At 66.6% G+C, this 26,575-nt stretch carries 29 protein-coding genes; 15 read left to right on the forward strand and 14 right to left on the reverse strand.

Annotated features, from left to right (window positions below):
• Positions 1-60 precede the first annotated feature (60 nt).
• On the forward strand, positions 61-792 hold the full coding sequence (locus Q8M13_RS00485) for a hypothetical protein (protein WP_305297653.1): 732 nt from the start codon (positions 61-63) through the stop codon (positions 790-792).
• Between the two features lie 7 nt (positions 793-799).
• On the opposite strand, the gene Q8M13_RS00490 is transcribed toward Q8M13_RS00485, so the two are convergent.
• Positions 800-1,282, reverse strand: coding sequence for an SRPBCC family protein (locus Q8M13_RS00490; RefSeq protein ID WP_305297654.1), 483 nt, complete (start codon positions 1,280-1,282; stop codon positions 800-802).
• A gap of 173 nt (positions 1,283-1,455) precedes the next feature.
• Here Q8M13_RS00490 and Q8M13_RS00495 point away from each other — a divergent pair, with 173 nt between their 5' ends.
• The 3 genes from Q8M13_RS00495 to Q8M13_RS00505 all read left to right on the forward strand — a co-directional run bounded on the left by Q8M13_RS00495 (position 1,456) and on the right by Q8M13_RS00505 (position 5,654).
• On the forward strand, positions 1,456-1,923 hold the full coding sequence (locus tag Q8M13_RS00495) for a (2Fe-2S)-binding protein (protein WP_305297655.1): 468 nt from the start codon (positions 1,456-1,458) through the stop codon (positions 1,921-1,923).
• Positions 1,920-4,181, forward strand: a complete 2,262-nt coding sequence (locus Q8M13_RS00500; protein ID WP_305297656.1) for a xanthine dehydrogenase family protein molybdopterin-binding subunit — start codon at positions 1,920-1,922, stop codon at positions 4,179-4,181. Before Q8M13_RS00495 ends, Q8M13_RS00500 begins: the two co-directional genes overlap by 4 nt.
• A 165-nt stretch (positions 4,182-4,346) precedes the next feature.
• Complete coding sequence (locus Q8M13_RS00505; RefSeq protein ID WP_305297657.1) at positions 4,347-5,654, forward strand: MFS transporter; 1,308 nt, start codon at positions 4,347-4,349, stop codon at positions 5,652-5,654.
• A gap of 9 nt (positions 5,655-5,663) precedes the next feature.
• On the opposite strand, the gene Q8M13_RS00510 is transcribed toward Q8M13_RS00505, so the two are convergent.
• Positions 5,664-6,962 (reverse strand): lanthionine synthetase LanC family protein, encoded by a 1,299-nt coding sequence (locus Q8M13_RS00510; RefSeq protein ID WP_305297658.1) that lies wholly within the window; start codon positions 6,960-6,962, stop codon positions 5,664-5,666.
• Between the two features lie 109 nt (positions 6,963-7,071).
• On the opposite strand from Q8M13_RS00510, the gene Q8M13_RS00515 reads away from it, so the two are divergent.
• Complete coding sequence (locus Q8M13_RS00515; RefSeq protein WP_305297659.1) at positions 7,072-7,287, forward strand: hypothetical protein; 216 nt, start codon at positions 7,072-7,074, stop codon at positions 7,285-7,287.
• Between the two features lie 81 nt (positions 7,288-7,368).
• Positions 7,369-7,833 (forward strand): carboxymuconolactone decarboxylase family protein, encoded by a 465-nt coding sequence (locus tag Q8M13_RS00520; RefSeq protein WP_305297660.1) that lies wholly within the window; start codon positions 7,369-7,371, stop codon positions 7,831-7,833.
• A gap of 156 nt (positions 7,834-7,989) precedes the next feature.
• Here the strand turns inward: Q8M13_RS00520 and Q8M13_RS00525 are convergent, their stop codons facing one another.
• The 7 genes from Q8M13_RS00525 to pcaF form a co-directional block, all read right to left on the reverse strand.
• Entirely contained in the window at positions 7,990-9,066 is a 1,077-nt protein-coding gene (locus tag Q8M13_RS00525; protein WP_305297661.1) for a Glu/Leu/Phe/Val dehydrogenase dimerization domain-containing protein, read from the reverse strand.
• A 62-nt stretch (positions 9,067-9,128) separates the two neighbouring features.
• Positions 9,129-10,166, reverse strand: a complete 1,038-nt coding sequence (locus Q8M13_RS00530) for an alpha/beta hydrolase (protein ID WP_305297662.1) — start codon at positions 10,164-10,166, stop codon at positions 9,129-9,131.
• Positions 10,163-10,747: a uracil-DNA glycosylase family protein gene (locus tag Q8M13_RS00535; protein ID WP_305297663.1), complete on the reverse strand. Its 585-nt coding sequence runs from the start codon at positions 10,745-10,747 to the stop codon at positions 10,163-10,165. The genes Q8M13_RS00530 and Q8M13_RS00535 overlap by 4 nt, the downstream gene beginning before the upstream one ends.
• Positions 10,748-10,770: 23 nt before the next feature.
• Positions 10,771-11,052, reverse strand: a complete 282-nt coding sequence (locus tag Q8M13_RS00540) for a DUF3253 domain-containing protein (protein WP_305297664.1) — start codon at positions 11,050-11,052, stop codon at positions 10,771-10,773.
• Positions 11,052-12,200 (reverse strand): acyl-CoA dehydrogenase family protein, encoded by a 1,149-nt coding sequence (locus Q8M13_RS00545; protein WP_305297665.1) that lies wholly within the window; start codon positions 12,198-12,200, stop codon positions 11,052-11,054. Before Q8M13_RS00545 ends, Q8M13_RS00540 begins: the two co-directional genes overlap by 1 nt.
• 14 nt (positions 12,201-12,214) lie before the next feature.
• The gene (locus tag Q8M13_RS00550; protein ID WP_305297666.1) at positions 12,215-12,766 is read right to left on the reverse strand and encodes a hypothetical protein; all 552 of its coding nucleotides are present in this window, start codon (positions 12,764-12,766) and stop codon (positions 12,215-12,217) included.
• 1 nt (position 12,767) lies between these two features.
• Entirely contained in the window at positions 12,768-13,976 is a 1,209-nt protein-coding gene (gene pcaF, locus Q8M13_RS00555) for a 3-oxoadipyl-CoA thiolase (protein ID WP_305297667.1), read from the reverse strand.
• A gap of 99 nt (positions 13,977-14,075) precedes the next feature.
• Here pcaF and Q8M13_RS00560 point away from each other — a divergent pair, with 99 nt between their 5' ends.
• Genes Q8M13_RS00560 through Q8M13_RS00575 form a run of 4 tightly spaced genes read left to right on the forward strand, consistent with a single transcriptional unit; the run spans position 14,076 to position 16,259 of the window.
• On the forward strand, positions 14,076-14,543 hold the full coding sequence (locus Q8M13_RS00560) for a PaaI family thioesterase (RefSeq protein WP_305297668.1): 468 nt from the start codon (positions 14,076-14,078) through the stop codon (positions 14,541-14,543).
• A complete protein-coding gene (locus tag Q8M13_RS00565) occupies positions 14,540-14,791 on the forward strand; it encodes a hypothetical protein (RefSeq protein WP_305297669.1) in 252 nt (83 codons plus the stop codon). Before Q8M13_RS00560 ends, Q8M13_RS00565 begins: the two co-directional genes overlap by 4 nt.
• Before the next feature lie 8 nt (positions 14,792-14,799).
• Positions 14,800-15,264: a GNAT family N-acetyltransferase gene (locus Q8M13_RS00570; RefSeq protein ID WP_305297670.1), complete on the forward strand. Its 465-nt coding sequence runs from the start codon at positions 14,800-14,802 to the stop codon at positions 15,262-15,264.
• Positions 15,261-16,259, forward strand: coding sequence for an LLM class flavin-dependent oxidoreductase (locus Q8M13_RS00575; protein ID WP_305297671.1), 999 nt, complete (start codon positions 15,261-15,263; stop codon positions 16,257-16,259). The genes Q8M13_RS00570 and Q8M13_RS00575 overlap by 4 nt, the downstream gene beginning before the upstream one ends.
• Here the strand turns inward: Q8M13_RS00575 and Q8M13_RS00580 are convergent.
• The 3 genes from Q8M13_RS00580 to Q8M13_RS00590 all read right to left on the reverse strand — a co-directional run bounded on the left by Q8M13_RS00580 (position 16,256) and on the right by Q8M13_RS00590 (position 19,989).
• Positions 16,256-17,986 carry an amidohydrolase gene (locus tag Q8M13_RS00580; RefSeq protein WP_305297672.1) on the reverse strand — a complete coding sequence of 577 codons (1,731 nt, stop codon included), beginning with the start codon at positions 17,984-17,986 and terminating at the stop codon, positions 16,256-16,258. The genes Q8M13_RS00575 and Q8M13_RS00580 overlap by 4 nt on opposite strands.
• Before the next feature lie 66 nt (positions 17,987-18,052).
• On the reverse strand, positions 18,053-18,676 hold the full coding sequence (locus Q8M13_RS00585; protein ID WP_305297673.1) for a glutathione S-transferase family protein: 624 nt from the start codon (positions 18,674-18,676) through the stop codon (positions 18,053-18,055).
• Positions 18,677-18,711: 35 nt separating this feature from the next.
• Complete coding sequence (locus Q8M13_RS00590) at positions 18,712-19,989, reverse strand: NupC/NupG family nucleoside CNT transporter (RefSeq protein WP_305297674.1); 1,278 nt, start codon at positions 19,987-19,989, stop codon at positions 18,712-18,714.
• A 162-nt stretch (positions 19,990-20,151) separates the two neighbouring features.
• Here Q8M13_RS00590 and Q8M13_RS00595 point away from each other — a divergent pair, with 162 nt between their 5' ends.
• Positions 20,152-20,571 carry an organic hydroperoxide resistance protein gene (locus Q8M13_RS00595; protein WP_305297675.1) on the forward strand — a complete coding sequence of 140 codons (420 nt, stop codon included), beginning with the start codon at positions 20,152-20,154 and terminating at the stop codon, positions 20,569-20,571.
• Positions 20,568-21,050 (forward strand): MarR family winged helix-turn-helix transcriptional regulator, encoded by a 483-nt coding sequence (locus Q8M13_RS00600; RefSeq protein WP_305297676.1) that lies wholly within the window; start codon positions 20,568-20,570, stop codon positions 21,048-21,050. The genes Q8M13_RS00595 and Q8M13_RS00600 overlap by 4 nt, the downstream gene beginning before the upstream one ends.
• A gap of 5 nt (positions 21,051-21,055) precedes the next feature.
• On the opposite strand, the gene Q8M13_RS00605 is transcribed toward Q8M13_RS00600, so the two are convergent.
• Both Q8M13_RS00605 and Q8M13_RS00610 read right to left on the reverse strand, forming a co-directional pair.
• Complete coding sequence (locus Q8M13_RS00605; RefSeq protein ID WP_305297677.1) at positions 21,056-21,376, reverse strand: DUF6665 family protein; 321 nt, start codon at positions 21,374-21,376, stop codon at positions 21,056-21,058.
• A gap of 95 nt (positions 21,377-21,471) precedes the next feature.
• Positions 21,472-23,544 carry a S46 family peptidase gene (locus tag Q8M13_RS00610; protein WP_305297678.1) on the reverse strand — a complete coding sequence of 691 codons (2,073 nt, stop codon included), beginning with the start codon at positions 23,542-23,544 and terminating at the stop codon, positions 21,472-21,474.
• Positions 23,545-23,706: 162 nt separating this feature from the next.
• Here Q8M13_RS00610 and Q8M13_RS00615 point away from each other — a divergent pair, with 162 nt between their 5' ends.
• Genes Q8M13_RS00615 through Q8M13_RS00625 form a run of 3 tightly spaced genes read left to right on the forward strand, consistent with a single transcriptional unit; the run spans position 23,707 to position 26,569 of the window.
• The gene (locus Q8M13_RS00615; protein ID WP_305297679.1) at positions 23,707-24,849 is read left to right on the forward strand and encodes an ABC transporter permease; all 1,143 of its coding nucleotides are present in this window, start codon (positions 23,707-23,709) and stop codon (positions 24,847-24,849) included.
• Positions 24,846-25,601: an ABC transporter ATP-binding protein gene (locus tag Q8M13_RS00620; protein ID WP_305297680.1), complete on the forward strand. Its 756-nt coding sequence runs from the start codon at positions 24,846-24,848 to the stop codon at positions 25,599-25,601. The genes Q8M13_RS00615 and Q8M13_RS00620 overlap by 4 nt, the downstream gene beginning before the upstream one ends.
• A gap of 2 nt (positions 25,602-25,603) precedes the next feature.
• Entirely contained in the window at positions 25,604-26,569 is a 966-nt protein-coding gene (locus Q8M13_RS00625; RefSeq protein WP_305297681.1) for an HlyD family secretion protein, read from the forward strand.
• The last annotated feature ends 6 nt before the right edge of the window (positions 26,570-26,575 follow it).

Here is a 26,575-nt window from a genome sequence, read left to right on the forward strand (position 1 = left end):
GCGATGCGCCGCAGATCAACGCTCGACGCCGGGCGCCGCGGGGTCGTAGCGTGACCATCGATGGACCTTCTCGACCCGTTCGCGCTCGCCACGCCACGCCTCGTCACCCGCCTCAAGAACGGCGAGCCCCACCAGGTGTTTTCCGGCTTCCTCTACCATGTGGGCGAAGACCGCTACATCGTGCTGACCGCCCTGCACTGCCTGCTGCGGCCCAATACTTTCTACTTCAAGAACCGCGGGACCGAGGCGACTTGGCCCGAGACCTACGGCCACGATCTGGACTGCGAGACGCTAGGCTTCAGCGCGCCTCTCTATGACGGAACAGCGCCCCGGTTCCGTTGGCATCAGGACCCGCACAACGCCTCGATCGACGTGGCCGGCGTTCCGGTGCGCCTGCCTTCCCGCCCGCAGGCGATCAATATGGCAGGCGCCTTCGGCGACTACGACGTGGTGACCCAAGGCTTGCCGCTCACCGCCGGGTCGGCGGGGCTGATCTACGGCTTCCCCGGCGGGGCGGCGATCCTGCGCAGCGCGCCGATCGCCCGAGGTTTCACCCTGGCCACAGACTACCGGCTCAATCCGTTCGCCTTTCATGTCGACGGCATCGGCGGGGCTGGCTGCTCCGGCGGCCCTGTCGCCCTGCGCGCCGAACGCGGCGACAGAACGCTGCTGCAATGGATCGGCATCTATGTCGCCACCCACGAGGCGGAGCGCCTGGGCCGCTGCATCCCGCTGGCGCAGGTGATGGAGCTGGTGGCGACGATGACCGCCGAGCCGGGGCTGTGGACCTAGCCTAGCTTCAAAGCTTAGCCGCCACCTCGGCCAATTGGTCGGCGCAGATGCCCCAGCCCTCCATGAAACCCATCTGCTCATGGGTTTCGCGGTCCGCCACGCTCCAGTGGCGAGCGCGGGCGATGTACTTGGTGCGCCCGTCCCCAAGATCCTCGAAGGTTATGATCGCGGTCATGAAGGGCTTGTCCGACGGAGCCCACGCCTCGGTGAAGGCGTCGGTGAAAACGATCTTCTCGTTAGGCACGACCTCCAGATAGACCCCGGCGTTCGGGTAGTCGTTCCCCTCGGCGTCTCGCATCACGATCCGATTGGCGCCGCCGGTGCGCACGTCGAGTTCGGCGATCGGGGTGGTGAACGGTTTGGGCGCGAACCACTGCTTCAGCACTTCGGCGTCGGTCCAGGCGCGATAGAGCTTCTCGCGCGGTACGTCGATGATGCGGGTGAGCACCAGTTCACGGTCATGGGCGGGCGGCGTTTGCGTCGTCGTCATCGCGATCTCCAATCACAGGGGTTCGAAGCAAGGACGATGCTGGTGAATGCGATCCTACAGCCCGCAGCAGGTTTTTCCTCCTGGCGTGCGCCTCGCGAAAAATGAGTTGCGCGGCGGCCAAGGTTGGCGTCCGCTCTCACTGGAGAGTTGCACCGTCTGGAGGCTTGAGCCGTATGACGACGACGTTCGAGATCAACGGCCGCAAGGTCACGATCAAGGCCCCCGACGACTCTCCGCTACTCTGGGCGATCCGTGACGAGGTCGGGCTGACGGGCTCCAAGTTCGGTTGCGGCATCGGCGCTTGCGGCGCCTGCACCGTGCACCTGAACGGCGAAGCGGTGCGCTCCTGCGTGACCCCGGTCAACGCGGCCGCGGGCGCCAAGGTGACCACCATCGAGGGCCTGGATCCAAAAGGCGCCCACCCATTGCAGGTGGCCTGGATCAAGGCCCAGGCCCCGCAGTGCGGCTACTGCCAGTCGGGTCAGATAATGCAGGCCGCCGCCCTGCTGAAGACCACGCCCAATCCCACCGACGCACAGATCAATGACGCCATGAACGGCAATCTCTGCCGCTGCATGGCCTATGTCCGGATCAAACAGGCGATCAAGCTCGCCGCCGGATCGCAAGGGAGCAGGGCATGAACGCCATGCCGATCCCGTCGCCCACGGCGACCACCCGCCGCGGCTTCATGATCACCGTGGCCGCCGCCGGCGCGATGATGGGCCTGGCCGCCCCGATTGGGGCCGAGGCCGCCGAGGGATTCGAGCCGACCATCTGGTATCGCATCGGTCGCGACGGCACGGTGACCGTCAATGTCATCCGCGCCGAGATGGGCCAGCATGTCGGTACGGCCATCGCTCGCATCGTCGCCGACGAGCTCGAGGCGGACTGGTCGAAAGTGAAGATCGATCACGTCGATTCCGCCGCCAAGTGGGGCCTGATGGTCACAGGCGGCAGTTGGTCGGTCTGGCAAAGCTATCCGCTGATGAGCCAGGCCGGGGCGGCCGGGCGCATCACCCTGATTGAGGAAGGCGCCAAGTTGCTCGGCCTCGATCCGAAGGCCTGCACGGCGCGGAACGGCGCAGTCAGCGGGGGCGGCAAGTCGATATCCTATGGCGACATCGTCGCCCGCGGGAACATGGGCCGGACCTTCACCGCCGACGAGCTCGGCAAGCTGCCGATCAAGCCAGCCTCCGAACGCCGCCTGATCGGCAAGGCGTCGACGCAGCTCGACATCCCGGCCAAGGTCGACGGCACGGCGCTCTACGGCCTCGACGCCAAGGTCCCGGGCATGGTCTTCGCGCGCCCCAAGATCCCCCCGACCCGCAACCAGTCCAAGGTCGTCTCAATCGACGACTCCGCCGCCAAGGCGGTGCCCGGCTACATCAGCAGCCTGGCGCTGGACGACCCGTCGAACACTGTGCCGGGCTGGGTGATGGTGTTCGCCGACAGCTTTGTCGCCGCCAACAACGCCTGCGATCTGGTCAAGGTGAACTGGACCTCGGGCGAGACCGCCAAGACCTCCGAGGCCGATCTTCAGAAGCGTTCGGCCGAGCTGATCGCCGATCCGAAGGCGGGGTCTCTGGTGGTCGAGGATCCCGGCGTCGACGCCGCCTTCGCCGCCGCCAAGTCGAAGTTGGAGCGGACCTACACCACCGCCAGCGCCCTTCACTTCCAGATGGAGCCGGTCAACGCCCTGGCCTTCGAGAAGGACGGGGTGATGGAGATCCACACCGGCAACCAGTGGCAATCGCTGGCGCTGCCCTGGCTGTCCAAGGCGCTGGGCCGGCCCGAGGACAAGATCGTCCTGAAGTCCTACATGCTAGGCGGCGGGTTCGGCCGGCGTCTGAACGGCGACTATGCGGTGCCCGCGGCCCTGGCGGCCAAGGCCATCGGCAAGCCGGTGAAGATGGTCTGCACCCGGTCCGACGACACCCTGTTCGACTCGTTCCGCTCGCCCTCGGTCCAGGTCGTGAAGATGGCCTTTGGCGAGGGCGGCAAGGTCACCGCCATGGATCACGCCGCCGCCGCCGGCTGGCCGACCCAGGTAATGGCCCCGTTCTTCATGCCCAAGGGCGCGAACGACGTCGCCTATGACCCCTTCGCAATCAGCGGCGCGAACCATTGGTACAGCGTCGGCGCCCAGCGGGTTCGCGCGGTCCCGAACGACCTCGCCAACATCGCCTTCCGTCCGGGCTGGCTGCGCTCGGTCGGACCCGGTTGGACCAACTGGGCGGTCGAGAGCTTCATGGACGAGGCGGCTTTGGCGGCCGGCAAGGATCCGCTGGCCTTCCGGCTGGCCATGCTGGACGGGGCCGGCCGCAACGCCGGCTCGGCGCCCAACGCAGTCGGCGGCGCCAAGCGGCAGGCGGCGGTGCTGGCGCGGCTGGCCAAGAAGGTCGGCTGGGGTCAAGCCCTTCCCAAGAACACCGGCCTTGGCCTGGCCACCACCTTTGGCCAGGAACGCGACATGCCGACCTGGGTCGCCTGCGCCGCCAGGGTCAATGTGGACCCCGTCACCGGCGCGGTGAAGGTCGAGAAGCTGACCCTGGTGGTCGACGCCGGAACCATCGTCTCGCCGGACGGCGCCCTGGCCCAGATGGAAGGGGCGGCGCTGTGGGGCATGAGCCTGGCGCTGTTCGAGGGAACCCAGTTCGCCGACGGCCAGGTGCAGGACACCAATCTCGATTCCTACACGCCCCTACGCATGGCGGACGTGCCGGAAATCGAGGTGGAGTTCATCGAAAGCACCGAGGCGCCGGTCGGATTGGGCGAGCCTGCGACCACCGTGGTCGGCCCCGCCATCGGCAACGCCATCTTCCGCGCCAGCGGCGCGCGGGTTCGGCATTTGCCGATCCGTCCGGACGCTGTCCTGACGGCGCTGAAGACACGCGCCTGAGAAAGATCGGCGCGAGGCGCCGGGCCACTTCCCCCGCGTCACAAGACTCTGCTACGACGGTCGGCATTAAATTAAGCCGTCATAATTAGGGAGTCGCCCGCGCGACCCTTTTGCGATCCGCGCGCGGACGGAACGCTGTTGGAAACAAAATTTGAGGAGGAGGGCGTGGCTGAGGCTGCGCCCGAAGCTATCGGCGCGACAGAGCCGACCCTGGCGGAAAAAGAGGCCGCCTACGAAAAGTTCGTCTGGGCCAATCTGAAGCGCAACTATATCGGCCACTATCTGCACGGCATGCTGGGCATGACCGGCTTCCGGCTGATCAACGCTCCGACCTTCCTGCCCGCCTATCTGCACATGCTGTCGGGCTCGAACACGATCGTCGGCTTGGGCTTGGCGCTCCAGCAACTCGGCGGGGTGCTCAGCCCCATCGTCGGCGCCAACCAAGTCGAGCACCGCACCAAGGTGATGCCCGCCGCGCTATGGATGGGCGGCCTTGCCCGCCTGCAGATCATCGGCATGGCGCTCGCCGGCTGGTTCCTGTCGGGCCAGAGCCGGGTCGTCGCCATCATCGGCTTCATGTTCCTGTTCGGCCTGTTCATGGGCACCCAGCGGGTGGTGTTCTCCATGCTGCTGGCCAAGGTGATCCCTATCAGCCGACGCGGTCGATTACAGGCCTGGCGCAACGCCACCGGGGGCCTGATCGCCGCAGGCCTAGCCTATCTGGCCGGGCGCTACTTCATCGACGCGAACCTGTTCGGCAACGGCTACTCAACGACCTTCATCTTCGCCTTCGCCTTGACCAGCCTGGGCCTGACGGCGTTGCGGTTGCTGATGATCGAGCCGGAACCGCCGACCGTGCGAGCCCGCTCGCGCCTGATCGACCGGTTCAAGGACTTCCCGGCTCTACTGGCCGAGAAAGGCTTCCTCTACTTCATGATCGTGCAGATGCTGGCGATCACGGCGCGGATGGCGGTGCCTTTCTACGTGCTGTTCGCCTCGTCCACCATCGAGCTGAACGGTAAGAACCTCGGCCTGCTCTCGCTGGCGTTCCTGGGCGCCGACACCATCTCGAACTTGGTCTGGGGCTATCTTGGCGACAAGACCGGCTTCCGGCTGATCATGCTGATCTCCCTGCTGCTGTGGGTCGGCTCGACCGTCCTGCTGATGGGCGCGCACGACTTCCTGCCGATCTTCCTGGCCTTCTCGGGTCTAGGCGCGGCGCAGTCGGGCTACATGATGAGCGCCGGCACCATGATCCTGGAGTTCGGCGACCGCGACGAAATGCCGATGCGCATCGCCTTCTCGGCCACCGCCGAGGGCATCATGGGCTCCATCGGACCGCTGCTGGGGGGCGTGATCTCCTCGACCCTCGGCTACGGCCCGATGTTCTCGATCTCGATCGCCTTCCTGATCGCCGCGCTGATCGTGCTGATCACGCTGGTCAAGGAGCCGAGAACCGCCCGGCACTCCTAGCCCCGGTTCTTAGCCAACCTCTTGCGGCCAGTCGGGAAGTGCGATCTTCACCGGCTGGCCCGCCAAGGCCGTGTCCAGATGGATCAGGAAGCTGGCGATGCCGGCCGCGCCCTGCATGTAGCCGGTCTGGGCCTGCAGGAACTCCGGCCGGTCGCGATGCTCGGCCTGGATCCAGCGGCGGCGATCACCGTCCATGGTGCTGTTCTCCAAAATCACCGCCGCGCAACGCCGGGCCAGGTCGAGATAAGCCTCGTCGCCCGTGCGCCGCGCCATCAGCAGGGCGTATTCCCCCACGCCAGCGTCACCGCAGCATTGACCGTGATTGTTCCAGAAGCCCTTCGAACGGGTCTCCGGCGCGCCCAAGCTCAGCAGCCCCTTCGTCAGGGCCTTCGCCTCCTCCAGCCACTGGGCCTCGCCGGTGATCTTGTAGAGCTCGAGGAACAGCCGGCCCGTGCCTGCCGGTCCATGGCAGGCGCCCAGGTAGAAGATGGGATTGCGCGCCTCCTCGGTGTGACAGACGAGGCGGCCGTCGCCGACCGAACTGGAGCGGCTAAGCACATAGCGCGCGCCCTCCTTGGCCGCGGCCAGGAAACGTTCGTCGCCGGTTGACTTGTAAAGCTCGGCCAGGAAGTAGGCCACGCCCGCGCCACCATGGGCGAAATTGGGAGCGGTGAAGGCGAACGGCATGTCCGACATCAGCCGCCAGCGCAGGCCGTCAGGATCGCTCTCGGCCACCTCCAGCAACCGCTCGCCGACCGCCACCGCCCAGTCCAGCGCGTCGGGGTGCAGGTCGTTGCGATCGCCGTAGAGCATGACGAGGCCCGCGCCCGCCGCGCCGACAGACTGGTCGTAGATTTCCCGCTCGCCCGTGAAGCCGGTGATTTCCGAGAACGGCGCCGGCTCGATCCAGCCAATGCCCGCACCCAGGGGCTTGGCCTGGTCGCGCAGGCGCTGCAGGCAGTTTCCGGCGAGGGCGCGGAAGTCCTCGCGCCCGCTGACCCGCGCCAGTTCGCTCATCGCAAAGGCGTAGCCTGGCCAACCGTTCGAGGCGCTGACCGAAAGACTGTCGATCCGGGCCAGATGGGCGGCGACTTCCTCGCCGGCCGCGATGGCCTGCTCCAGGGCCTGCGCCGATCCGGTGGCCGCGTGCAGTTCCAGCAGCAGCAAGATGATGCCGGACGAGCCGTGATAGAGGCCGTAGTCGGAGCCGCCCGCATCGTCGGCGCGGCGCCATTTGGTACGTCCCTCCAACCGCTGGGCGCCAATGAAATTCACCGCTTCAAGCGCGGCCTGCATATAGGCGCCCATTGGACATCCTCCCGTTCTTATCATTGGATCTGGTGTTGGCTCGCAGGCTAGGACCTGTCAACGCACCCTATGGGTGGCCTGCTGGCGAGGGCGTGTTAGATCGATGGGCATGAAGCGCGAAGAAAAGCCGCAGGTCGTCGACCTGAATGAGCGTCGCAAGGCCCTGCAGGCCAAGGAAGCGGCCGCGAAAGCCGCCCAGGCGAAGGCTGCGCGCCAAGCCAAGACCGGCGGCTCCATGCTGGGCGGGCGCAAACATGCCGGCCTGATCGTTGTGGTCATCGCCCTGGTCCTGATGGCGATCTACGTGCTTCCAAGGTTCCTCTAGCGCCGCGTGTCACAAGCGGGCCGGCTGCTCCGTCCTATTGTCGAACGCCCACCACGGCGACACCGCAACAAGGACCTCCCCATGTCAGCCCGCCTGAACCCCTTCGCCGCCGCGCCCGAAATGATCGCCGCCATGACCGCGTTCGAGACCGCTGTGGCGTCCTCGGGCCTGGAACACAGCCTGATCGAACTGGTGAAGACCCGCGCCTCGCAGATCAACGGCTGCGCCTTCTGCCTGCATATGCACACCCGCGACGCCCGCGCCGCCGGCGAGAGCGAGGAGCGTCTGCACCTGCTGGCCGCCTGGTGGGAATCCTCGCTGTTCACGCCGCGTGAGAAGGCGGCCCTGACCTGGACGGAGTCGCTGACCCTCATCGCCCAGACCCGCGCGCCGGACGCCGACTATGCGGTCATGCGCGAAGAGTTCGACGAGGCCGAAGCCGTAAAGCTGACGATGCTGATCGGCGCCATCAACGTCTGGAACCGCCTGGCCGTCGGCTTCCGGTCCCAGCACCCGCGAAAGTGGTCGGTCGAGAAGGCGGCGTAGGGGCGTAGCCTTGATTTAGATCCTCCCCCGCTGGGGGAGGTGGATCGGCGCGAAGCGACGAGACGGAGGGGGCCTGCGACCGCACGGGTCAAAGTCCCCCTCAGTCAGCTTTGCTGACAGCTCCCCCAGCGGGGGAGCATCTATCCCCGAGCAGACCTAGGCCGCCAACCGCTGCGCCTCGGCCTGCGCGATCCGCGCCTTGGCCATTTCGTTTGCGACTTCGTGGGTCGGGCGCGCTTCGGTCACGGCGCGGTCGAGCACCTCTTCTAAGGTCGCGGTCAACCGGTCGAGCTTGGCCGCGACCCAGGCAGGGTCGAAGGCGCCGCCCTGCTCCAACGCGCGGATCTCACCGGCGACATTGATGATGCCGCCGCCATTGATCACGTAGTCCGGCGCGTAGAGCATGCCGCGCTCGAAGACTTGGCGGCCAATCTCGAGATCAGCGAGCTGGTTGTTGGCGCCGCCGGCGATCACCTTGGCTTTCAGCCTCGGCAAGGTGGCGGCGTTGATCGCCCCGCCCATCGCGCAAGGCGCGAAGACATCGGCCTCGACATCGAAGATCGCGCCCGGCGCCACGACTTGCGCGCCCGTACGCGCCGCGATCTCGGCCAGCGCGGTCTCGTTGACGTCGGTGATGATCAGCTTGGCGCCGGCCGCATGCAGCTTTTCAGCCAGATAGGCGCCGACGTGGCCCACGCCCTGGATGGCGACGGTGACTCCGTCGAGGTCGCGGTTCAGGGCGCGCCGGACCGCCAGCCGCACACCGCGAAAAACGCCTTCGGCGGTCACCGGGCTTGGATCGCCGGATGCGGCGGCATGCCCTTCAAGCCCGGCGACGAAACGGGTCTGCTTGCGGGCGCTCATCAGGTCTGCGGGCGAGACCCCGACATCCTCGGCGGTCCAGTAGCTGCCGCCCAGTTTGTCGACGGCGCGGCCGAAGGCCTCGAACAGGGCCGGCGTCTTCATGGTCCGGCTGTCGCCGATGATCACGGCCTTCCCGCCGCCCAACTCCAGGTCGGCCATGGCGTTCTTGTAGGACATGGCGCGGGACAGGCGCAGGGCGTCCTCCAACGCCGCATCGGCGCTTGCATAGGGCCACATGCGGCATCCTCCGGCGGCCGGGCCGCGGGCGGTGGAGTGAACCGCGATGATAGTCTTGAGGCCGGTTTTCTCGTCGTAGAACGAATGGACGCCTTCATGTCCTTCGAAAGCGGGGGAATCGAACAAGGTCATGCCGCACTCGCCGCGAGACAGTGGAAGAGATTGCCGAATTCCCTACGCCCGCCCTGGGCGCATCACAAGCCTGCCTGGATCTTCCGCGCCGCTTCTGCGTCGATCGGCGCGTTCGGTTGGGTCGGCGAACCGGGAATGGTGGGAGCTCCGGACGGCAGCGGCGCCTGGGGGTCGCGAATGAACGACAACAGGTCCTCCCAGACCACCGGCCCCTGATGGTCGCGGGTCATCAGATGCCAGCCCTTGGAATAGTAGGCTGAGCGATCGGTCGGCTTGAGCTTGGCGGCGGCCTCGAAGGCCGGTTCCTTGGGGATGATCTCGTCGTGGGCGCCGTAGATGTAGAGGACCGGAACCTTCACCGCCCCGGTCGCCTGCCAGGCCCGCTCCATCATCGCCACTAGCCCGTAGAGTGTGTCGGACCTCGCGCCCCAGACCATCAGCGGGTCGCGCCCCATGGCGCGCAGTTCGTCATGATTGTCGGTCGGCTGGACGCGACTGGTGAGCCAGCGCGGCGGTTCATAGACCTTGCCAGCAGTAAACCGAGCGGCCAGCCACAGCATGGTCTTGTAGGGCAGCGGTTGGTTCGACCATCCCCAGACGGCGGGCGACATCAGGATCAGTCGGTCCGCGGCCGGCGGACGATCAGAAGCGAAGGCCTCGATCGCCACCGCCCCGCCCATGCTCTCGCCAGCGACGATCACCGGCACGACGGGATGCTGGTTGCGGACCACGGCGGTGATGGTGCGCAGGTCCTCGACCATCAGGTCATCGCCGCCCCAGATGCCGCGATTGGGCGAGCGTCCGAAACCCCGCTGGTCGAAGGCGTAGGTGGTGACGCCGTTCTTGGCCCAATAGGGCGCGGCCAAGTGGAAGGCGTTGGCGTAGTCGTTCATGCCGTGCAGAGCGACGACCACCGCCTGCGACTCTCCCTCAGCCTCCCAACGCGTCAGCCCCAGCCGCGCGCCGTCGAAGGAAACGAAGACGTCGTTTTCCAGACGCGGTCCCTGGAAGCCCATCGGCGGCGCCCCGGCCTGCTGCACCATCAACGGCGTACAGGCGCTGAGCATCATGGCGGCGGAAATGGCGGCGAGGCGTCTCACGGTCGCAGTATCTCCAGGACCCGTTGGCGAAGATAGGGCGTCACCTCGTCCTCGAACCACGGGTTGCGCTTCAACCAACCTGTATTGCGCCACGAAGGATGCGGCATGGGCAATATCGCTGGAGCATAGTCACGCCAAGCTCGAACGGTCTGCGTCATGTTCGCCTGCATACGCCCGCCCAGCGCCCACTCCTGGGCGTATCCGCCGACCAGCAGGGTCAGTTCGACCTGCGGCAACTGCTGCAGCAATTGCGGTCGCCAAAGCTGGGCGCAGCGTGGTGGCGGCGGGAAGTCGCCGCCCTTGGGATTGGTCCCTGGAAAACAGAAAGCCATCGCCGCAACCCCGATCTCGGGGCGGCCATAGAATGTCTCGTAGTCGAGGCCCATCCAGCCGCGTAGGCGATCGCCGGAGGGATCGGTGAACGGGAGGCCGCTTTCATGCACGCGCCGCCCGGGAGCCTGACCACAGATCAGCAGCCGCGTCTGCGGCGAGACGCGCACCACAGGCCGGGGTTCATGCGGCAACTCAGGCGCGCAGGCCCGGCAGGCGGCGATATCGGCGAGAACAGCCTCGAGGCTCATATCGCCGATATAGGGATTGCGCCCTACTCCGCCATGTCCTGCGACGGCGAGACGCTCTCGCCTTCCATCGGCATCCGTAGGCGATAGACGCCCTTGAACTTCTCCGGGTCGGCCGGCTTGCCGTGACGGGTGATGACGATCTTGCCCTGGCGGGCCAGGCCCCGCGCGGTCGAGCGCACGTGACCGGTCAGCCGGCGCCAGTTATCATTATCGGCGGCGCGAGCCACCTCTTCGGACGAAGCCGATTTCCCGGCCGGCAGTTTTCCCAGGACCTCGAGGATCACGGCTTCCATATCGACGCTCATCAGCCGCCTCGTTTCATGGTTTCGCGGGCGATGACCACCTGCTGAATCTGACTGGTGCCCTCATAGATCCGGAAGATGCGTACGTCTCGGTAGAACCGCTCGATACCGTGGTCGGCGACATAGCCTGCGCCGCCGAAGATCTGCACCGCGCGGTCGGCGACGCGGCCCACCATTTCCGAGGCGAAGTACTTGGCGGCGGCCGCCTCCATGGTCACGCTCTTGCCGGCGTCGCGAGCCCGGGCGGTTTCCATGGTCATCGCCTTGGCCACCAGCGCCTCGGTCTTGCTGTCGGCGATCATGCCCTGGATGAGCTGGAAGCCGGAGATCGCCTGGCCGAACTGCTTGCGCTCGGAGGCATAGGCCACGCAGTCAGCCAGCAGCCGCTCGGCCACCCCGATGCAGACCGCCGAGATATGAAGGCGGCCGCGATCCAGCACCTGCATGGCGACCTTGAAGCCCTCGCCCTCAGCGCCCAGGCGGTTCTCGGCCGGCACGCGGACATTGTCGAAGATGACGTCGCAGATGTGCGCGCCCTGTTGGCCCATCTTCTTCTCGGGCTTGCCGACCGACAGGCCCGGCAGGTTCCGCTCGACCAGGAAGGCGCTGACCCCGCCGCCGCCCGGCTTGCTGGGATCGGAGCGCGCCATGACCGTGAACAGGTCGGCCTTGTTGGCGTTGGTGATGAAACGCTTGGTGCCGTTCAGGACATAAAAATCGCCGTCGCGGATGGCGCGGGTCTGGACGTTGGCGCTGTCGGACCCGGCTTCCGGCTCGGTCAGGGCGAACGAGGTGATGATTTCGCCCGAGGCGATGCCCGGCAGATACTTGGCCTTCTGGGCCTCGGTGCCGAACATCACCAGCCCTTGGCTGCCGATGCCGACATTGGTGCCGAAGGCCGAGCGGAAGGCCGGGCTGGTGCGGCCGAGCTCAACCCCGACTAGGCACTCGTCTTCCATAGAAAGATCGAGCCCGCCGTACTCTTCGGGGATCGACAGACCAAAGAGCCCAAGGCCCTTCATTTCCTCGATCACCTCACCTGGGATCGCGTCATCCTCCGAAACCTGCGCCTCCAGCGGACGCAGGCGTTCGGTGACGAACCGGCGGACGGTGTCGATCAGTTGCTCGCGGGTTTCGAGGTCGAGGGCCATGTTCGGTGTCTCGGCTATTGGCAGATGAATTTATCGGCCGGGGTTTCGGCGAATTTGGACAGGGTGACGCTGACGATCGGATCGGGCCAGACCTCATGGGTCGCGCCGCCCGCCGGCACCGTGCAGATGGTGGCCATGCGCTTCATGAGCTGGCCGCGACGCAGGGCGGTGATCTCTACCTCGTAGGCGACGGGGCGGGCCAGACCGTTCCAGACCTTCATGATCGACTGTCGCTTCTCGGGCGAAGAATCCAGGGCGAAGGCGAGCTTGCCGACGCCAGGTCCCTTATAGGTCTCGCCGGCGCCATTGGCGGTGGCCAGATCGACGCGGCCGGCCTCGACGTCGTTGAGGACAGGCTTGCCGTCGGCGTCCAGGTGGAAGACCGCCCGCTGGCCCAGCACAACCTGGACCGAGCCGCCCTCGACCTTGGTGCGAGGATCCAGGCCCGCCGCCTCCAGCGCCGCGATCAGGTTGGCCGGCGGCTTGGGGGCCGTCGTTTCCGGCGTCTCGGCGTGAACCGCCGAGGCCAGGGCGCCAATCGCCGCCGCGAAAGCGATCAGCCGCACGTCAGGCCTTGGCGAGCGCGAGCGCCGAGCCTTGGCCGACGCCGACGCACATGGTGGCCAGCGCCCGCTCGCCGCCCGTTTGGAACAGCGTACGCGCAGCGGTGAGCGCAAGCCGCGCGCCCGAGGCGCCCAGCGGGTGGCCGATGGCGATGGCGCCGCCGTGGGCGTTCACATGCGGCGCGTCGTCGTCTAGGCCCCAAGCGCGGGTGCAGGCCAGGGCCTGGGCGGCGAACGCCTCGTTCAGTTCAATGACGTCGAAGTCGCGCGGGGTGATGCCCAGACGCGCGGTCAGTTTCTCGACCGCCGGGACCGGGCCGACGCCCATGACCCGGGGCGCAACACCGCCGGCGGCGCCGCCGTCGATGCGGGCGAGCGGTTCCAGGCCCAGCTTCTGGACCATTTCCGCCGAGGCCAGCAGCAAGGCCGCCGCGCCGTCATTGACGCCCGAGGCGTTGCCGGCTGTGACAGTGCCACCTTCGCGGACGATAGGCTTCAGGCCCTGCAAGGCCTCCAGCGTGGTGTCAGGGCGCGGGTGCTCGTCCTGGGAAACGACGATATCGCCCTTGCGGTCCTTGATGGTCAGGGGCGCGATCTCGCCCTCGAAGAAGCCCTTGGCGCGCGCGGCGCCGACGCGGGCCTGGCTGCGCTGGGCGAAGGCGTCCTGGTCTTCGCGGTTGATCTGATAGTCGGTGGCGACGTTCTCGGCGGTCTCGGGCATGGCGTCGACGCCATAGGCTTTCTTCAGCGCCGGGTTAACGAACCGCCAGCCGATGGTGGTGTCGTAGATCTCTGGGCTGCGCGAGAAGGCGGTGTCCGGCTTGGCCATGACGAAGGGCGATCTGCTCATGCTTTCCACGCCGCCGGCCACGATCAGGTCGGCTTCGCCCGAGGCGATGGCGCGGGCGCCGGCGATCACGGCGTCCAGGCCCGAGGCGCAGAGGCGGTTCACGGTGATGCCCGGGACGCTCGACGGCATGCCCGCCAGCAGCAGCGCCATGCGCGCTACGTTGCGGTTGTCCTCGCCGGCCTGGTTCACGCAACCATAGATGACTTCATCCACCCGCTCCCAGTCCAGCTTGGGATAGACGGCCATCAGGGCTTTCAGCGGATGGGCGGCCAGATCGTCGGCCCTGACCTTGGAAAGCGCACCGGCATAGCGGCCGATAGGGCTGCGGAGTCCTCCGCACAGATAAACAGTCCGGCCTTGCATAGTGTTTCCCTGCCGCCTAGGTCGCTTGGTGAATAGGCCGGCAAACTAGTGTTTGAGCGCGCGGCGAGCAAACCCTTACCAGGGTCTGGGGGAGACGGAATGGACGGCGGCGAGGAACAGACGGTCAGCGGTTGGAAGCACCAAGTCGTCGAGGACGGCGAATGGGCGGGCTGGACGCTCTATGGCAGCGACCCGTTCGAGGACCACGCCGGCCCCTTCTACTTTAAGGTCGAAGAGAACGGCCGCCCGGTCTGCGCGATGCGCGCCGAGAAGCATCACATGAACGGCGGCGGCTTCATGCACGGCGGGGCGATCATGACCTTCGCCGACTACTGCCTGTTCGTGATCGCTCGCGACGTCCTGCAGGACAGCCGCAGCGTCACCGCCACCTTCAACGGCGAGTTCGTCGGCGCGGTGCCGCAGGGCTCGCTGGTCGAGTGCCGCGGCGAGGTCGTCAAGGCCGGCCGCAGCATGGTCTTCGTCCGCGGCCTGATCACCACCGGCGACGAGCCGGTCATGAATTTCTCTGCGGTCATCAAGAAAACCCGCCCAAGGGACGCCGCATGAGCCGCAAACTGAGCCCCGAGAGCTGGAAGCAGATCGCCCCCGGCGCGGCCATGGTGCTGTTGGCCGGCCCGGTCTTCCTATTCATGGCGATGGACATCACCTTGTTCCTGATCATGAGCCGGACGCGAGGCATGACGGCGTCGACCCAGATCTTCGACCTCTCGATGGAGATCGTGCTCTGCCTGTTCGCGGGCCTGGTGACGGCCTTCGGCGCGCGGAAGATCCTGCGGGAACTGCGGAAGAAGTAGCAGCGGCCATGGCGGACCTCGTCTCACTGTCGGAGGAGGATCTCGCCGAGGTCATGCGCATCGAGCGCCTGCCTGGCTATGACGCCTTCATCCATAGCTGGACCGCCGAAATTCACGCCGCCGAGTTGACCTCCGCCGACGCTCGCTACTTCGGCTATCGCGCCGGCGCCGCCCTTGCCGGCTTTACGATCCTGCAGAAGTTCCGCGAGCCCACCGTTCGGCTACGTCGCATCGCGGTGGATTCACCTGGCGCCGGCGCTGGAACAGCGTTGCTGCGCGACGTTGTTGATTGGCTCTTCGAGACCAGCGACGCCCAGGCCCTCGACCTTCACGTTCGGCCGGGCAATCGCCGGGCCAGACACGTCTATGGACGGGAAGGATTCATCCAGGGCGGCGGCGATGATCTGTTGGGCGAAGGCATGATCTTGACCCGCCCGGAGTGGGCGGCCCTTTCGAGAAGAACCTCAGCATGAGTTACACCCTCTCGGCCCTCGACCTCTCGCCGGTCAGCGGGGATGGCACCCAGGCCCAAGGCGTGCGCGACACCATCGAGGTCGCCAAGGCCGCCGAACGCCTGGGCTATCACCGCTTCTGGGTGGCCGAGCACCACAACATCGGCACGCTTTCGTCTCCGGCCCCGGAGATCCTGATCGCGGCCCTGACCCAGGTCACCAAGACCATTCGCCTCGGCTCGGGCGGGGTGATGCTGGTGAACTACTCGCCGCTCAAAGTGGCCGAGGTGTTCATGGAATTGGAGGCCTTGGCGCCGGGACGCATCGACCTTGGAGTCGGGCGCGCGCTTGGTACGGACGGCCGTACCGGCGCGGCCCTGCGCTCGGCGATGTCGGACGCCTTCCCGCACTACTTTTCTCTCCTGAACGCCTGGCTGCTCGACGCCTCGGGAACCGAGCCGATCACCGCCGCTCATCCGGCCCACGACATCCATGCCAATCCGTCCGGCCCATCGCACCCCGACCTCTTCATGCTGTGCTCATCGCCTGAGAGCGCCCAGTTCGCGGGCGCGGCAGGGGTCGGCATGGTGTTCGCCGAGTTCATCGCCCGCACCGAGGGCGGCCCTTCGGTCGCGGCCTATCGCCAGGCGTTCGAGCCCTCGGTGTTTCGCGACAAGCCCTGGGCGGGCGTAGCAACCATCGCGCTGGCCGCAGACACGGCCGAGGAAGCCGAGCGGTTGGCCGCGCCTATGCGAGCCGGCAACCTGGCCACCCTTGATGGGGAACGCCGCCGGTTCCGGTCCATCCCCGAGGCCCAGGAATACTTGGCCGAGCGCGCGGGCGATCCCAGGATGGCCGGCGTCATGGCGCGCGCCATCGTCGGCGACGCGGCCAACGTGAAGGCCCGCCTTGATGAAAAGGCCCGCGCCACCGGCGCGGACGAACTCTTCGTGATGGCGGTCGGCCCGAGCCTGGAAAGCCGGATACGCTCGCTGGAGCTGATCAAGAGCGCCTAGGGCTGGGCGAACGCCTTACGCGCCACGACGGTCTTGCCGGCCTCGTAGACCGGCTGGCCGTCCTTGATCGTGGCGAGGACGGGGATGTCCTTGATGGTCGCGGGATCAACGCTCAACGGGTCCGCCCCCAGCACCACAAGATCGGCCTTCTTGCCGACGGTGATCGAGCCGCGGCTCGCCTCGTCGAAATGCTGCCAGGCTGGCCAGATGGTCAGGGCGCGCAACGCGTCCATCGGCGCGATTCGCTGGTCCGGCCCCAGGACCTCACCACTGCGGGTCGTGCGGTTCACGGCGCTCCACAAGGCGTGCATCGGCGCGGGCGGCACGACGGGAGCGTCGGTGTGCAGGCTGAAGTGCAGGCCTTCCCTCAAGGCCGCCGCAGTCGGGCTGATGAAGGCGGCGCGCGCCGGGCCCAACGTCTCGTCACGGTGCCAGTCCCCCCAATAGAAGGTGTGCTCGGCGAAGAAGGACGGGAAGACGCCCAGGCGCTTGTAGGCGCTCAACTGCTCGGGCCGTGTCACCTGCGAATGGATCACCACCGGCCGCGTCGCCACATAGCCGGGATGGGCCGCTTCGGCCTTCTCGACGGCCTTGATCAGCATGTCGATGCAGGCGTCGCCATTGCAGTGGGTCTGCACCTGCCAGCCCAGGCCGGCGAACTTCTCGTACCAGGCGTCCAGCTCGGCCTGCGGCATGATCGGATAGCCGCGATAGTCCGCGGCCGCGCCATGCGGCGGATGGAAATACGGCTTTTCGAGATAGGCGGTCTTGCCCTGTGGCGAGCCGTCCTGGGTGATCTTGACCCCGGCGAACTTCAGACCGTTCTCATAGGGCCCACCGATCTTGAGGCCGTTGTTGGCGACCATCTTCTCGGCCAAGGTCCATTTCGGATAGGCGGCGACGTCTATCTTAAAACGCTTCTCGGCCCGGGCCTTCAACAGCATCGCCAGGGTGGCCGGGCTGGCGGTCTGGCCGTCCTGGGCGGTGGTGTAGCCAAGACTGGCGTAATAGGTCTGGATCTCGTCGAAGCTCTTGGCCGCCGCCTCCGGCGTCATCGGCGGCAGGGCCGCGAACACTGCGAAGATCGCCTGCTCTTCGAGCAACCCGGTAGGCTCGCCGGACGCGTCGCGCGCGATCACGCCGCCGGGCGGATTTGGTGCGCCCTTGACGAAGCCCAGCCGCTTCAGCGCGGCGCTGTTGCACACCGCGAGGTGACCCGAGACGTGGCCGACGCAGATTGGACGGGTGGCCGACACCGCATCCAGTTCGGCGCCGGTCGGATGGCGGCGCTCGGCCAACAACGAGTCGTCGTAGCCCGACCCCAGCAGCATCTCGTCACCCGGCGCGGCTCGCGCCAAGGCGCCGCGCATCGCCGCCTGCAAGCCGGCGATGTCGCGCACCGTTCCGACCGGCGGCGGCGACAGGTCGGTCAGATTCCAGCCCAGCACCATGTCGGCGATATGGCTGTGCCCGTCGATGAATCCCGGAACCATGGTCTTGCCGGCCAGATCGACCACGCGCGTCGTCGGCCCCTTCAGGGCTGACACCTGGGCGTCGGAACCAACGGCCAGGATCTTGCCGTCCTTCACCGCCACGGCCTGGGCCCTGGGCTGGGCCTCGTCGACCGTTATCACCAAGCCATGCAGATAGACGCTGTCGGCCGCCCCGCCGCTCGCCGGAGCAAGAAGCGCGAGACCAGCCAGCGCGGAGACGAGGGACGAAATCATCGGAGGAACACCTTAATTCGTCGAGATCGGTTCGAAGGCGGGACGCCGGCCGGCGCCCCGATCGCATCAACTGCGCATGGCCGCCTTCGCGGCGGGCCGCGCGCGCATCGCCTCGGCCCAGCGATGGACGTTCTGCAACTCTTCAGGGATCACCAGCTTGATCATGCGGGTGAAGTCGATGCCGATGAAGCCGACGATGTCGGCGATGGTCAAGCGATTGGCGGCCAGCCACTCGGCCTCGGCCAGCCGGCGGTCGAGCACCTTCAGCGCCCGTAGCCCTTGGGCCTTATTGTACTCGGCGATTTCCGGGTTCTGGGTTTCCAGCGCCGCCAGCGCCGGATGGCTGTGGCGCACGCCCATCATGAACGGGGTGGCGACCATCATTTCGGCCCGCCGCATCCACATCTCGATCACCGCGGTTTCTTCCGGCGTCCGGCCGAAGAGATTGGGCTCCGGGTAGAGCGCCTCCAGATAGCGGCAGATGGCGATGGATTCGGTGACGGTGCTTCCGTCGTTCATCTCCAACGCCGGAACGTTGGGCAGGCCGGCCTTGGCGAGGTATTCCGGTTGCTTGTGGGTTCCCTCGATCAGATTCAGGGACACGATCTCGATGTCCTCGATCCCCTTCTCGGCCATGAACCAGCGCACGCGGCGCGGATTGGGCGCCAAGGGCGTGTCGTAGAGCTTCATGCCTTCCTCCCAGCGGCTCTTGCGGCCGCCTCTTCTTACAGTCCGAACAGTTCGTGCGGCATGGCGCCCACCAACGCTCCGGTCATGCAGGTGGCCAGGAAGCCGGCGATCAGCGCCTTCCACACCATACCAATGATCTCGTTGCGCCGCTCGGGCATCAGCACGCCCATGCCCGACACCGTTATCCCGACTGACCCGACGTTAGCGAAGCCGCATAGGGCGTAGGTGAGGATCATCCGAGTGCGCTCGGTCATCTCGCCGGCCGGCACCGCGCCAAGTTGGATGAATGCGATGAACTCGGTCAGCATCAGCTTCACGCCCAGCAGATAGCCAGCCTTAAGCGCTTCGTCCCAATGGATCCCCATGGCCCAGGCCAGCGGCGCGAAGATCACGCCCAGGATGCGTTCGATGGTCAGGGCTTCGCCGTAGACCGGCGGAAACACTGACAACAGGCCGTTGCCGATGGCCACGAAGGCCACGAACACGATCAGGATGGCCGAGATGTTCAGCACCACGGTCAAGCCGTCCATCGTGCCCTTGCTGATGGCGTCGATTGACGAGTCGTATTTCAGCAGCGAGCCGTAGTCGGCGTAGAAACCGCCCTGCCCTTCCTTCTCCGGCACCATGATCCGCGCGAGCAGGATACCGGCCGGCGCAGAGATGATCGAAGCCACCAGCACGTGGGCCGCCGCATTGGGCAGCACTGTCTTCAGGATGGTGGCGTAGGCGACCATGGTCGAGCCGGCGACGGTGGCCAGCCCCACCACGATCATCAGGAACAGCTCTGAACGGGTCAGCTTGTCGAGATAGGCGCGGATGACGATCGGGCTCTCGATCATGCCCAGGAAGATGTTCACTGCGACAGCCAAAGCCGAGGCGCCGCCCAGGCCCATGGTCTTCTGGAACAGCAGGCCAAAGCCGCGCGTGATCCACTTGAGGATATTCCAATGCCAGAGCAGGGCCGACAGCGCCGAGATCACCAGGATCAGCGGCAGCACCTGGAAGGCGAACACAAATAGCGCCCCGGCGTCGGTCACCGCATAGGGCTGGGCGCCGCCGCCCATGTAACCGAACACGAACTGAGTGCCGGTGGCGGTCGCGGCCGCCAGGCCGTCGACGCCGGCGTTCAGCGCCTCGATCACGCCCTGCGCGCCAGGCAGCCCGAACAGCAGCAGGATCAACCCCACCTGCACGGCGATCGAGCCCAGGGCCAGTTTCCACGGAAACGCCCGTCTGTTCTCAGACAGCACCCAGCAGACGGCGAGCACGAAGGCCAGGCCGACAAGGCTCTGAGCGTTTTCTGGTCGAAACATCGAAAGCCCCCGCCCCCCGGGATTCGGGCAGCTTTGCCGCTATTGACTACGGAGGCCATATGCCACGCAAGCAGACGCAGCGCCGCGCTTGTTACATCGCCACTTGACGCAGAGCGACATCGGCATATTTAGATTGTACACAATTGAATTGGAGAAAATCGGATGACCGCTCTTTACGCCACTCAAGCCCGCGCCGTCGGCGGCCGCGCCGGCCACGTTGAATCTCAGGACGGTCTGCTGAGTCTGGACTTGGCCCTGCCCCGCGAGATGGGCGGCAAGGGCGGCGGCACCAATCCTGAGCAGTTGTTCGCCGCCGGCTACGCCGCCTGTTTCGAAAACGCCGCGCGTTACATCGCCGGCCAGCAGAAGATCCCTCTGACCGGGGCGGCCGTCACCGCGACCGTCGAGCTGCATCCCCGCGCCGAAGGCGGCTTCAAGCTGGGCGTGGCGCTGGATGTCGAGACGCAAGGCCTCGATCAAGCCGCCGCCGAGGCCCTGGTCGCGGCCGCGCACGAGGTCTGCCCCTACTCGAACGCCATTCGCGGCAACGTCGATGTTGCGATATCCGTACAGGCAGGATGACCACGAAGACCAAAACCAAGACCCAGACGCCGGCCGCAAGGGCGGCCGGCGATCACCTGCGCCTCGATAACCAGCTCTGCTTCGCCCTCTATGCGGCAAGCGGGCTGGTGACCCGCGCCTATCGCCCGCTACTGGAGCCGTTGGGCCTGACCTATCCGCAGTACCTGGTCATGTTGGCCTTGTGGGAACAGGCGCCGCGTACAGTGAAGGCTTTAGGTCAGGCGCTGGAACTCGACTCGGGCACCCTGACCCCGTTGCTGAAACGCCTCGAAGCGGCGGGCTTCGTCACCCGCACCCGCGACGCGGAAGACGAGCGGCGCGTGCAGATCGCCCTCACGCAAACCGGCGAAGCGCTGCGCGAAAAGGCGGGTGAGGTTCCAACGGCGCTAGCTTGCCAGCTTCAATTGCCGCTCGACGAGATCGTAGAACTTCGAACGACGCTTCAGGATCTGGCGCGCAAGATGAAGGCGGCGAGCTGAGCGCCCTACCGAGCGCCTAGCCGCATCAGCACTTCGCGCGGGATCGCATAGTGCTCGATGGCCGGCCGCTGATCGCGGATGCCGCAGGCTTCACGCTGGATGAAATAGTACCAAACCGCCGTCGCCGCTTCTTTCAGGATCGGGGGGCGAAGGGCGGGATCCCCGCCCGAAGCGTCGAACTCACGTAGCGCGGCCAGGGCCTTCTCAATGCGCTGACCGGCCGCGCCGAGCGCGGCGCTGCGCTCCTGCTGGATCTCAATATCGAGGATGTTGGCGCCGGTCTGGAACGGCGACCGTGAACCCTGGGGCATGCGGAGGCTGGACATGGCCTCGAATATGGCGCGGCCCGCTCGCGGCGCAAGCGCGGCCGGTTCGCCATCCCCAGCTTCGCTTCAGCCAGGGATGACGAACGGCGTGGGAGCTACTTCCCCGTCAGCTCCTTCACCAACGCGGTCTGGCCGTAGACCTTGGACAGCGCCTCGGTCGCCGCCGAGGTGGCCACGACCACGGTCCGGTTGATCGAGCCGTCATAGCCGAAGGCGCCGCCCAGCGAGTGGATATTGCCGTCGAAGGCCGCGCCCAGGACTTCGCCCTTGGCGTTGACCACCGGCGAGCCGGAGTTGCCGCCGATGATGTCGTTGGTGGTCACGAAGTTATAGACCGTATCCGGGTTCACCTTGCCCTTGGCCGCGACCCAGCGGGGCGCAAGCTGATAGGGCTCGGCTCCGGTCGCCCGCTCGTAGAGACCAGCGAAATTGGTCGTCGCCGGCACGGTGGTCCCGCGATAGGTCCAGCCTGCAACCTTCCCATAGGAGAGACGCGGAGTGAACGTCGCGTCCGGATAGACCGCATCGCCATAGGCGGCGAACTTGGCCCGGGCCACGCGTTCGGCGGCGCGGTCGGTGGGACCGGCGACCTCGGCCTCCCAGGTCTTGCGCACCGCGCGAGCGGCAGGGTCGTTGCGCAGGAAGAGCTGGATCATCGGGTCGTCAGACGCCTGGATGGCGGCCAGGCCGCCGTCCCACAGCGCCTTGCGAGCGGCGGGGTCAGCCAGCTTGGAGCCGGCGACCGTGCGCTTGGCCAAGCCCTCGGGGCTTTCCTTACCGAGCACGGCCTTCACCGCCGCATCGTCGGTTGTCAGATATTCGCGGGTCTTCGACAGCCAGAAGCCTAGCGAGACCTCCTCAAGCTCGGCGTCGATCGGCTTGACGTCCAGCAGTTGCTTCTCGAGCAGCGGCAGACGGGCCTCGGCGTATTCAGGCAGACGCTCGGCGCTCGGCTTGGCCTGCTCCTGCGCAGCGCGCACGAGCATCTCGGCGTAGTGATAGAGGTTGGAATAGGTCGCCCCGCCCTCGATCTGGCGGTAGCGCAGATAGTTGTTGGCGTAGGCGGTCTGGGCGTTCGCGATCTCGGCCCACGGGTCGCCGATCTCAGCCGCCAGCTTCGGGTCGGCGGCGATCTTGGCCTTCAGCTCGGCTTCCTGCGCGCGCTTGGCGTCCATGAAGGTCTTGTCGTTGAGGGCCGACTGCTGGCCGTAGAAGACCTTGAAGGAGTTCTCGATCCCGAACAGCGGATCGGTGGCGACGCGCTTATGCTCAGCCGACTCCTCGGAGAAGCGGGTCAAACGGCCGCGCATTTCCGAGCGCTGCAGCTGACCGACCGGAATGGTCAGGTCGCGCAGGGTCTCAAGCTGGGACATGGTCATCAGGCGGTTCGTCGAGCCGGGGTTGCCGGAGACGAACGTCGCCTCCCCTTCCTTCGGCGCGCGCGAGACCCAGGTCAGGTGCTGGGGCGTAGAGACCGGCTTGCCGCCCTCATAGAGGCGCAGGAAGCCAACATCGAGATTGAAGCGTGGGAAGTTGAAATTGTCCGGGTCGCCGCCGAAGAACGCCGTGGCGAACTCGGGGGCGAAGACCAGCCGGACGTCAGCGTACTTGCGGTACTTGTAGAGCTTGAACTGACCGCCGCGATACAGGCTGACCACCTGGCAACGCAGTTGCGGATCGCCAGCGCAGGTGGCTTGTTCAGCCGCGGCCATCGCCGCATCACGCGCCCGGATGAAGTCCTGGCCGGTCTTTCCAGCCGTCGCGGCTTGGATGTCCTTGGTCAGGTCGGTGATCGAGGTGAGGATCTCGGCCTGCATCCCCGGACACTTCTTCTCTTCCTCGCGCGTGGCGGCCGCGAAGCCCTCCTTTACGAAGTCGGTCTTCTCCGACGAGAGATCCTGGACGCACTCGACCACGCAGTGATGGTTGGTCAGGACCAGGCCCGACTTCGACACCAGCGAGGCCGAGCAGCCGGTGGTCAGTCGCACCGAGGCGGCCTGCACCCGGTCCAGCCACGGCTGGTCGAGCTTCAACCCGTAGGCCGCGTTGACTTTGGCGGTGGGAAAATTGTCGTAGGTCCACATGCCTTCATCGGCGAAGGCGGGCCCTGCGGAAATCGCGAAAGCGGCGGCGAGGCCGAGGCCCGCGCCGAACTTCAATGGGATCATTCGTCAGCAACCTGATGTGCGCGAGCGCTCGTAGGGGCTCGCTGGATGTAACTCCGTAACGTTTGCCCGCCAGCGTGACCAGCACCGACCCCGTCGTCTTACCTCGATTTAACTAGGCTACAGCGCCCACGTGCATCACATGCTTCGGTTGAGGAGACGCCCATGTCATTGGCCCTAGCGACCCTGATCTATGAATGGCGCCGCTATCTGGCGGCGGTGATCGCGCTCGCCTTTTCGGGGCTGCTGATCCTGGCCCAGGTGGGCATGTTCACAGGTATGATCCAGGCCGCGACCGCCACGATCGACCGTTCCCGCGCCGATCTGATGATCATGCCGGCCAAGTCCGAAAGCCTCATCAATTCAGGCCCCTCCAGCCTTCCACGGCGGATCGGCCCCCAGCTTTACCTCAATCCGAACGTCGTGGAGGTCGCCAGCTTCGACGGCGGCGGCGGCCGCTGGACCAATCAGCCCGAGGGCGGCCAGAAGCAGGTCACGACCTGGGTGCAAGTCAATATGGTCGACACCCAGGAAGGCGCCCTGACCCTGCCGGTCGACTATCCGGAGAACGTGCGTCTGGCCCTGATGGAGCCAAACGCCATCGTCATCGACCGTTCGGCCCAGAACCGCCTTGGCGTAAAGCTCGGTGACACAGCCACGGTCAACGGAAAGACGGTCCGCATCCGGGCGTTGCTGGACGGCTATCCCGATATCAACCAGGCCTCGATCGTGGTGTCCCGCGATACGCTGCGCCGGTTGGGCATGGCCGAGAAGGGCGAGAAGACCGGTCCGCTGATGGTGCGGCTGCGCGATCCAGGCCAGGCCGAGGCCGTACGCGACCAACTCAACGCCGACGCCAAGGGCGCCTATCGCGCCTGGACGCGGCCCGAACTGGCCAAGGCCAATGAGAGCGCGCTGATGAAGGAACAGATCATCGGCGTCTTCCTCGGCTTCTCCGTGTTCCTGGGCTTCCTGATCGGGGTCGGTATCACCTCCCAGACCCTGCGCGGCGCGATCCTCGCGAACATCAAGGAATTCGCCTCGCTGCGGGCGCTCGGAGTGTCGATGGGATCGCTGCGCCTGATCGTCCTGGAGCTGTCGTTCTGGGTCGGAGTCGTCGGTCTTGGGGCCACCGCCCTCTTCACCTTCCTCGTCTCGCTGCTGGCTCGCAGCAGCGGCCTGCCGATGGGCTTTCCGGTGACCTGGATGGCGGCCGTGGGCGTGCTGCTGATGGCGATCTCGCTCGCCTCGGGCCTGATGGCCCTGGGCATCCTCAAGAAAAGCCAACCGGCGGACCTGCTGCGATGAACGGCCAAGCCATCAATCCCATCGCCCTCCAGGGAACCGGGCTGGTCAAGCGCTTCAAGACCGGCCGGACCCATATCGAGGTGCTGAAGTCGGTCGACTTCGACTGCCGCCATGGCGAAATGACCATGGTCATGGGCCCGTCGGGGTCGGGCAAATCGACCCTCATCGCCTCGCTGTCGGGCCTGCTGAAGCCCGACGAAGGCCAGGTCACCGCCCTGGGCGAGGATCTTTGGAGTCAGCGCCCCGGGAAGATCGACAAGTTCCGCCTCGATAACTGCGGCTTCATCTTCCAGGGCTTCAACCTGTTCGGGGCTCTGACCGCCCTGCAGCAGGTGACGACGATCCTGAAATACAAGGGCTTCAGCCCAGCCGAGGCCAAGGACCGCGCCGCCGTCGCCCTGACCGAGGTCGGGCTGGGCGCGCGCCTTAACCAGCGCCCTGCCGAGCTCTCCGGAGGCGAGAAGCAACGCGTCGCGATCGCCCGCGCCCTGGCCAAGGAGCCGCGCCTGCTGTTCGCCGACGAACCGACCAGCGCACTCGACGGCGAGAATGGCCAGATCGTCATTCAGCTACTCCAGCGGGCGGCCAAGGAGCATGGGGCGGCGGTGATCTGCGTCACCCACGACCCGCGGCTCGAGGCCTATGCCGACCGCGTCATCCATATCGAAGACGGCCGCATCCTGGACGACCGGCGCACGCGCGCCGTGGACGCTCCGACCGGCGACCGGCGCCACGAGCTCATCAAGGCCTAGACATGTTCAAGTTCATTCAGTCGCATCGCATCAAGATCACCGTCATCGCCGCCCTGTCCGTGATCGGCGGAGGCGCCTTCGCCATGGCTGGCCAAGCCAAGGCGAAGAAGGCCGCTGAAGCCCGGGCCGCCGCAGCCGCAGCGCCCAAGAGCCCGTTTGTCGCCGTCGCCAACGGCAAGGCCGACGTCGAGGGCGGCATGATTCAGGTCGCCGCCCGCCGGGCCGGCATCGTCCGGGATGTCTATGTCCAGGAAGGCGACAAGGTCGTGAAAGGCCAGATCCTGGCTCGCCAGGAAGACGACGAACCCAAGCTGTCCGCCGCCCGCGCAAGCGCCGCCGTCGACCAGGCCAAAGCTCAGATCGCCCTGCTGCAGGTTCAGCTCTCCACCGCCCAGCGGGAGCACCAACGCCTGCAATCGCTGGTCTCCACCAACTTCGTCGCAGCCCAGAAGCTCGACCAGGCCGCCGACAAGATCAGGGAGGCCCAGGCCAACCTGCAGGCCCAGCGCGCGGCGGTGGCCACCGCCCAGGCCGCGCTGGAGGAAGCCCGCTACAATCTCGAGCTGACCATGATCCGCGCGCCGTCCGACGGCCGCATCGCGCGGCGCTACGCCAACCCTGGCGCGGGCGCCTCGACCCTCAACGTCTCCAACATGTTCGACCTGGAGCCGGTGGCTCCGCGCATCGTCCGCGCCGAGATCGCCGAGAGCTCCCTGCCGCACGTGGCGATCGGTCAGACCGTGCAGATCGCCCCTGAATCCGACCCGACCAAGGTCTACAACGGCAAGGTCATTCGCCGCGCGGCGGTGTTCGGCGCCCGCAAGCTCCAGTCCGACGATCCCACCGAACGCGCCGACGACCGCGTCGTCGAGGTGGTGGTCAGCGCCGACACCGCGCCCTTCCTGATCGGCCAGCGCGTGCTGGTGAAGTTCATGCGGGGCGGGGTGCAGACCCTGGCGGCGCGCTAAGCGGCG

It is taken from the genome of Phenylobacterium sp. (genome assembly GCF_030681155.1).
Taxonomy (GTDB): Bacteria; Pseudomonadota; Alphaproteobacteria; order Caulobacterales; family Caulobacteraceae; genus Phenylobacterium.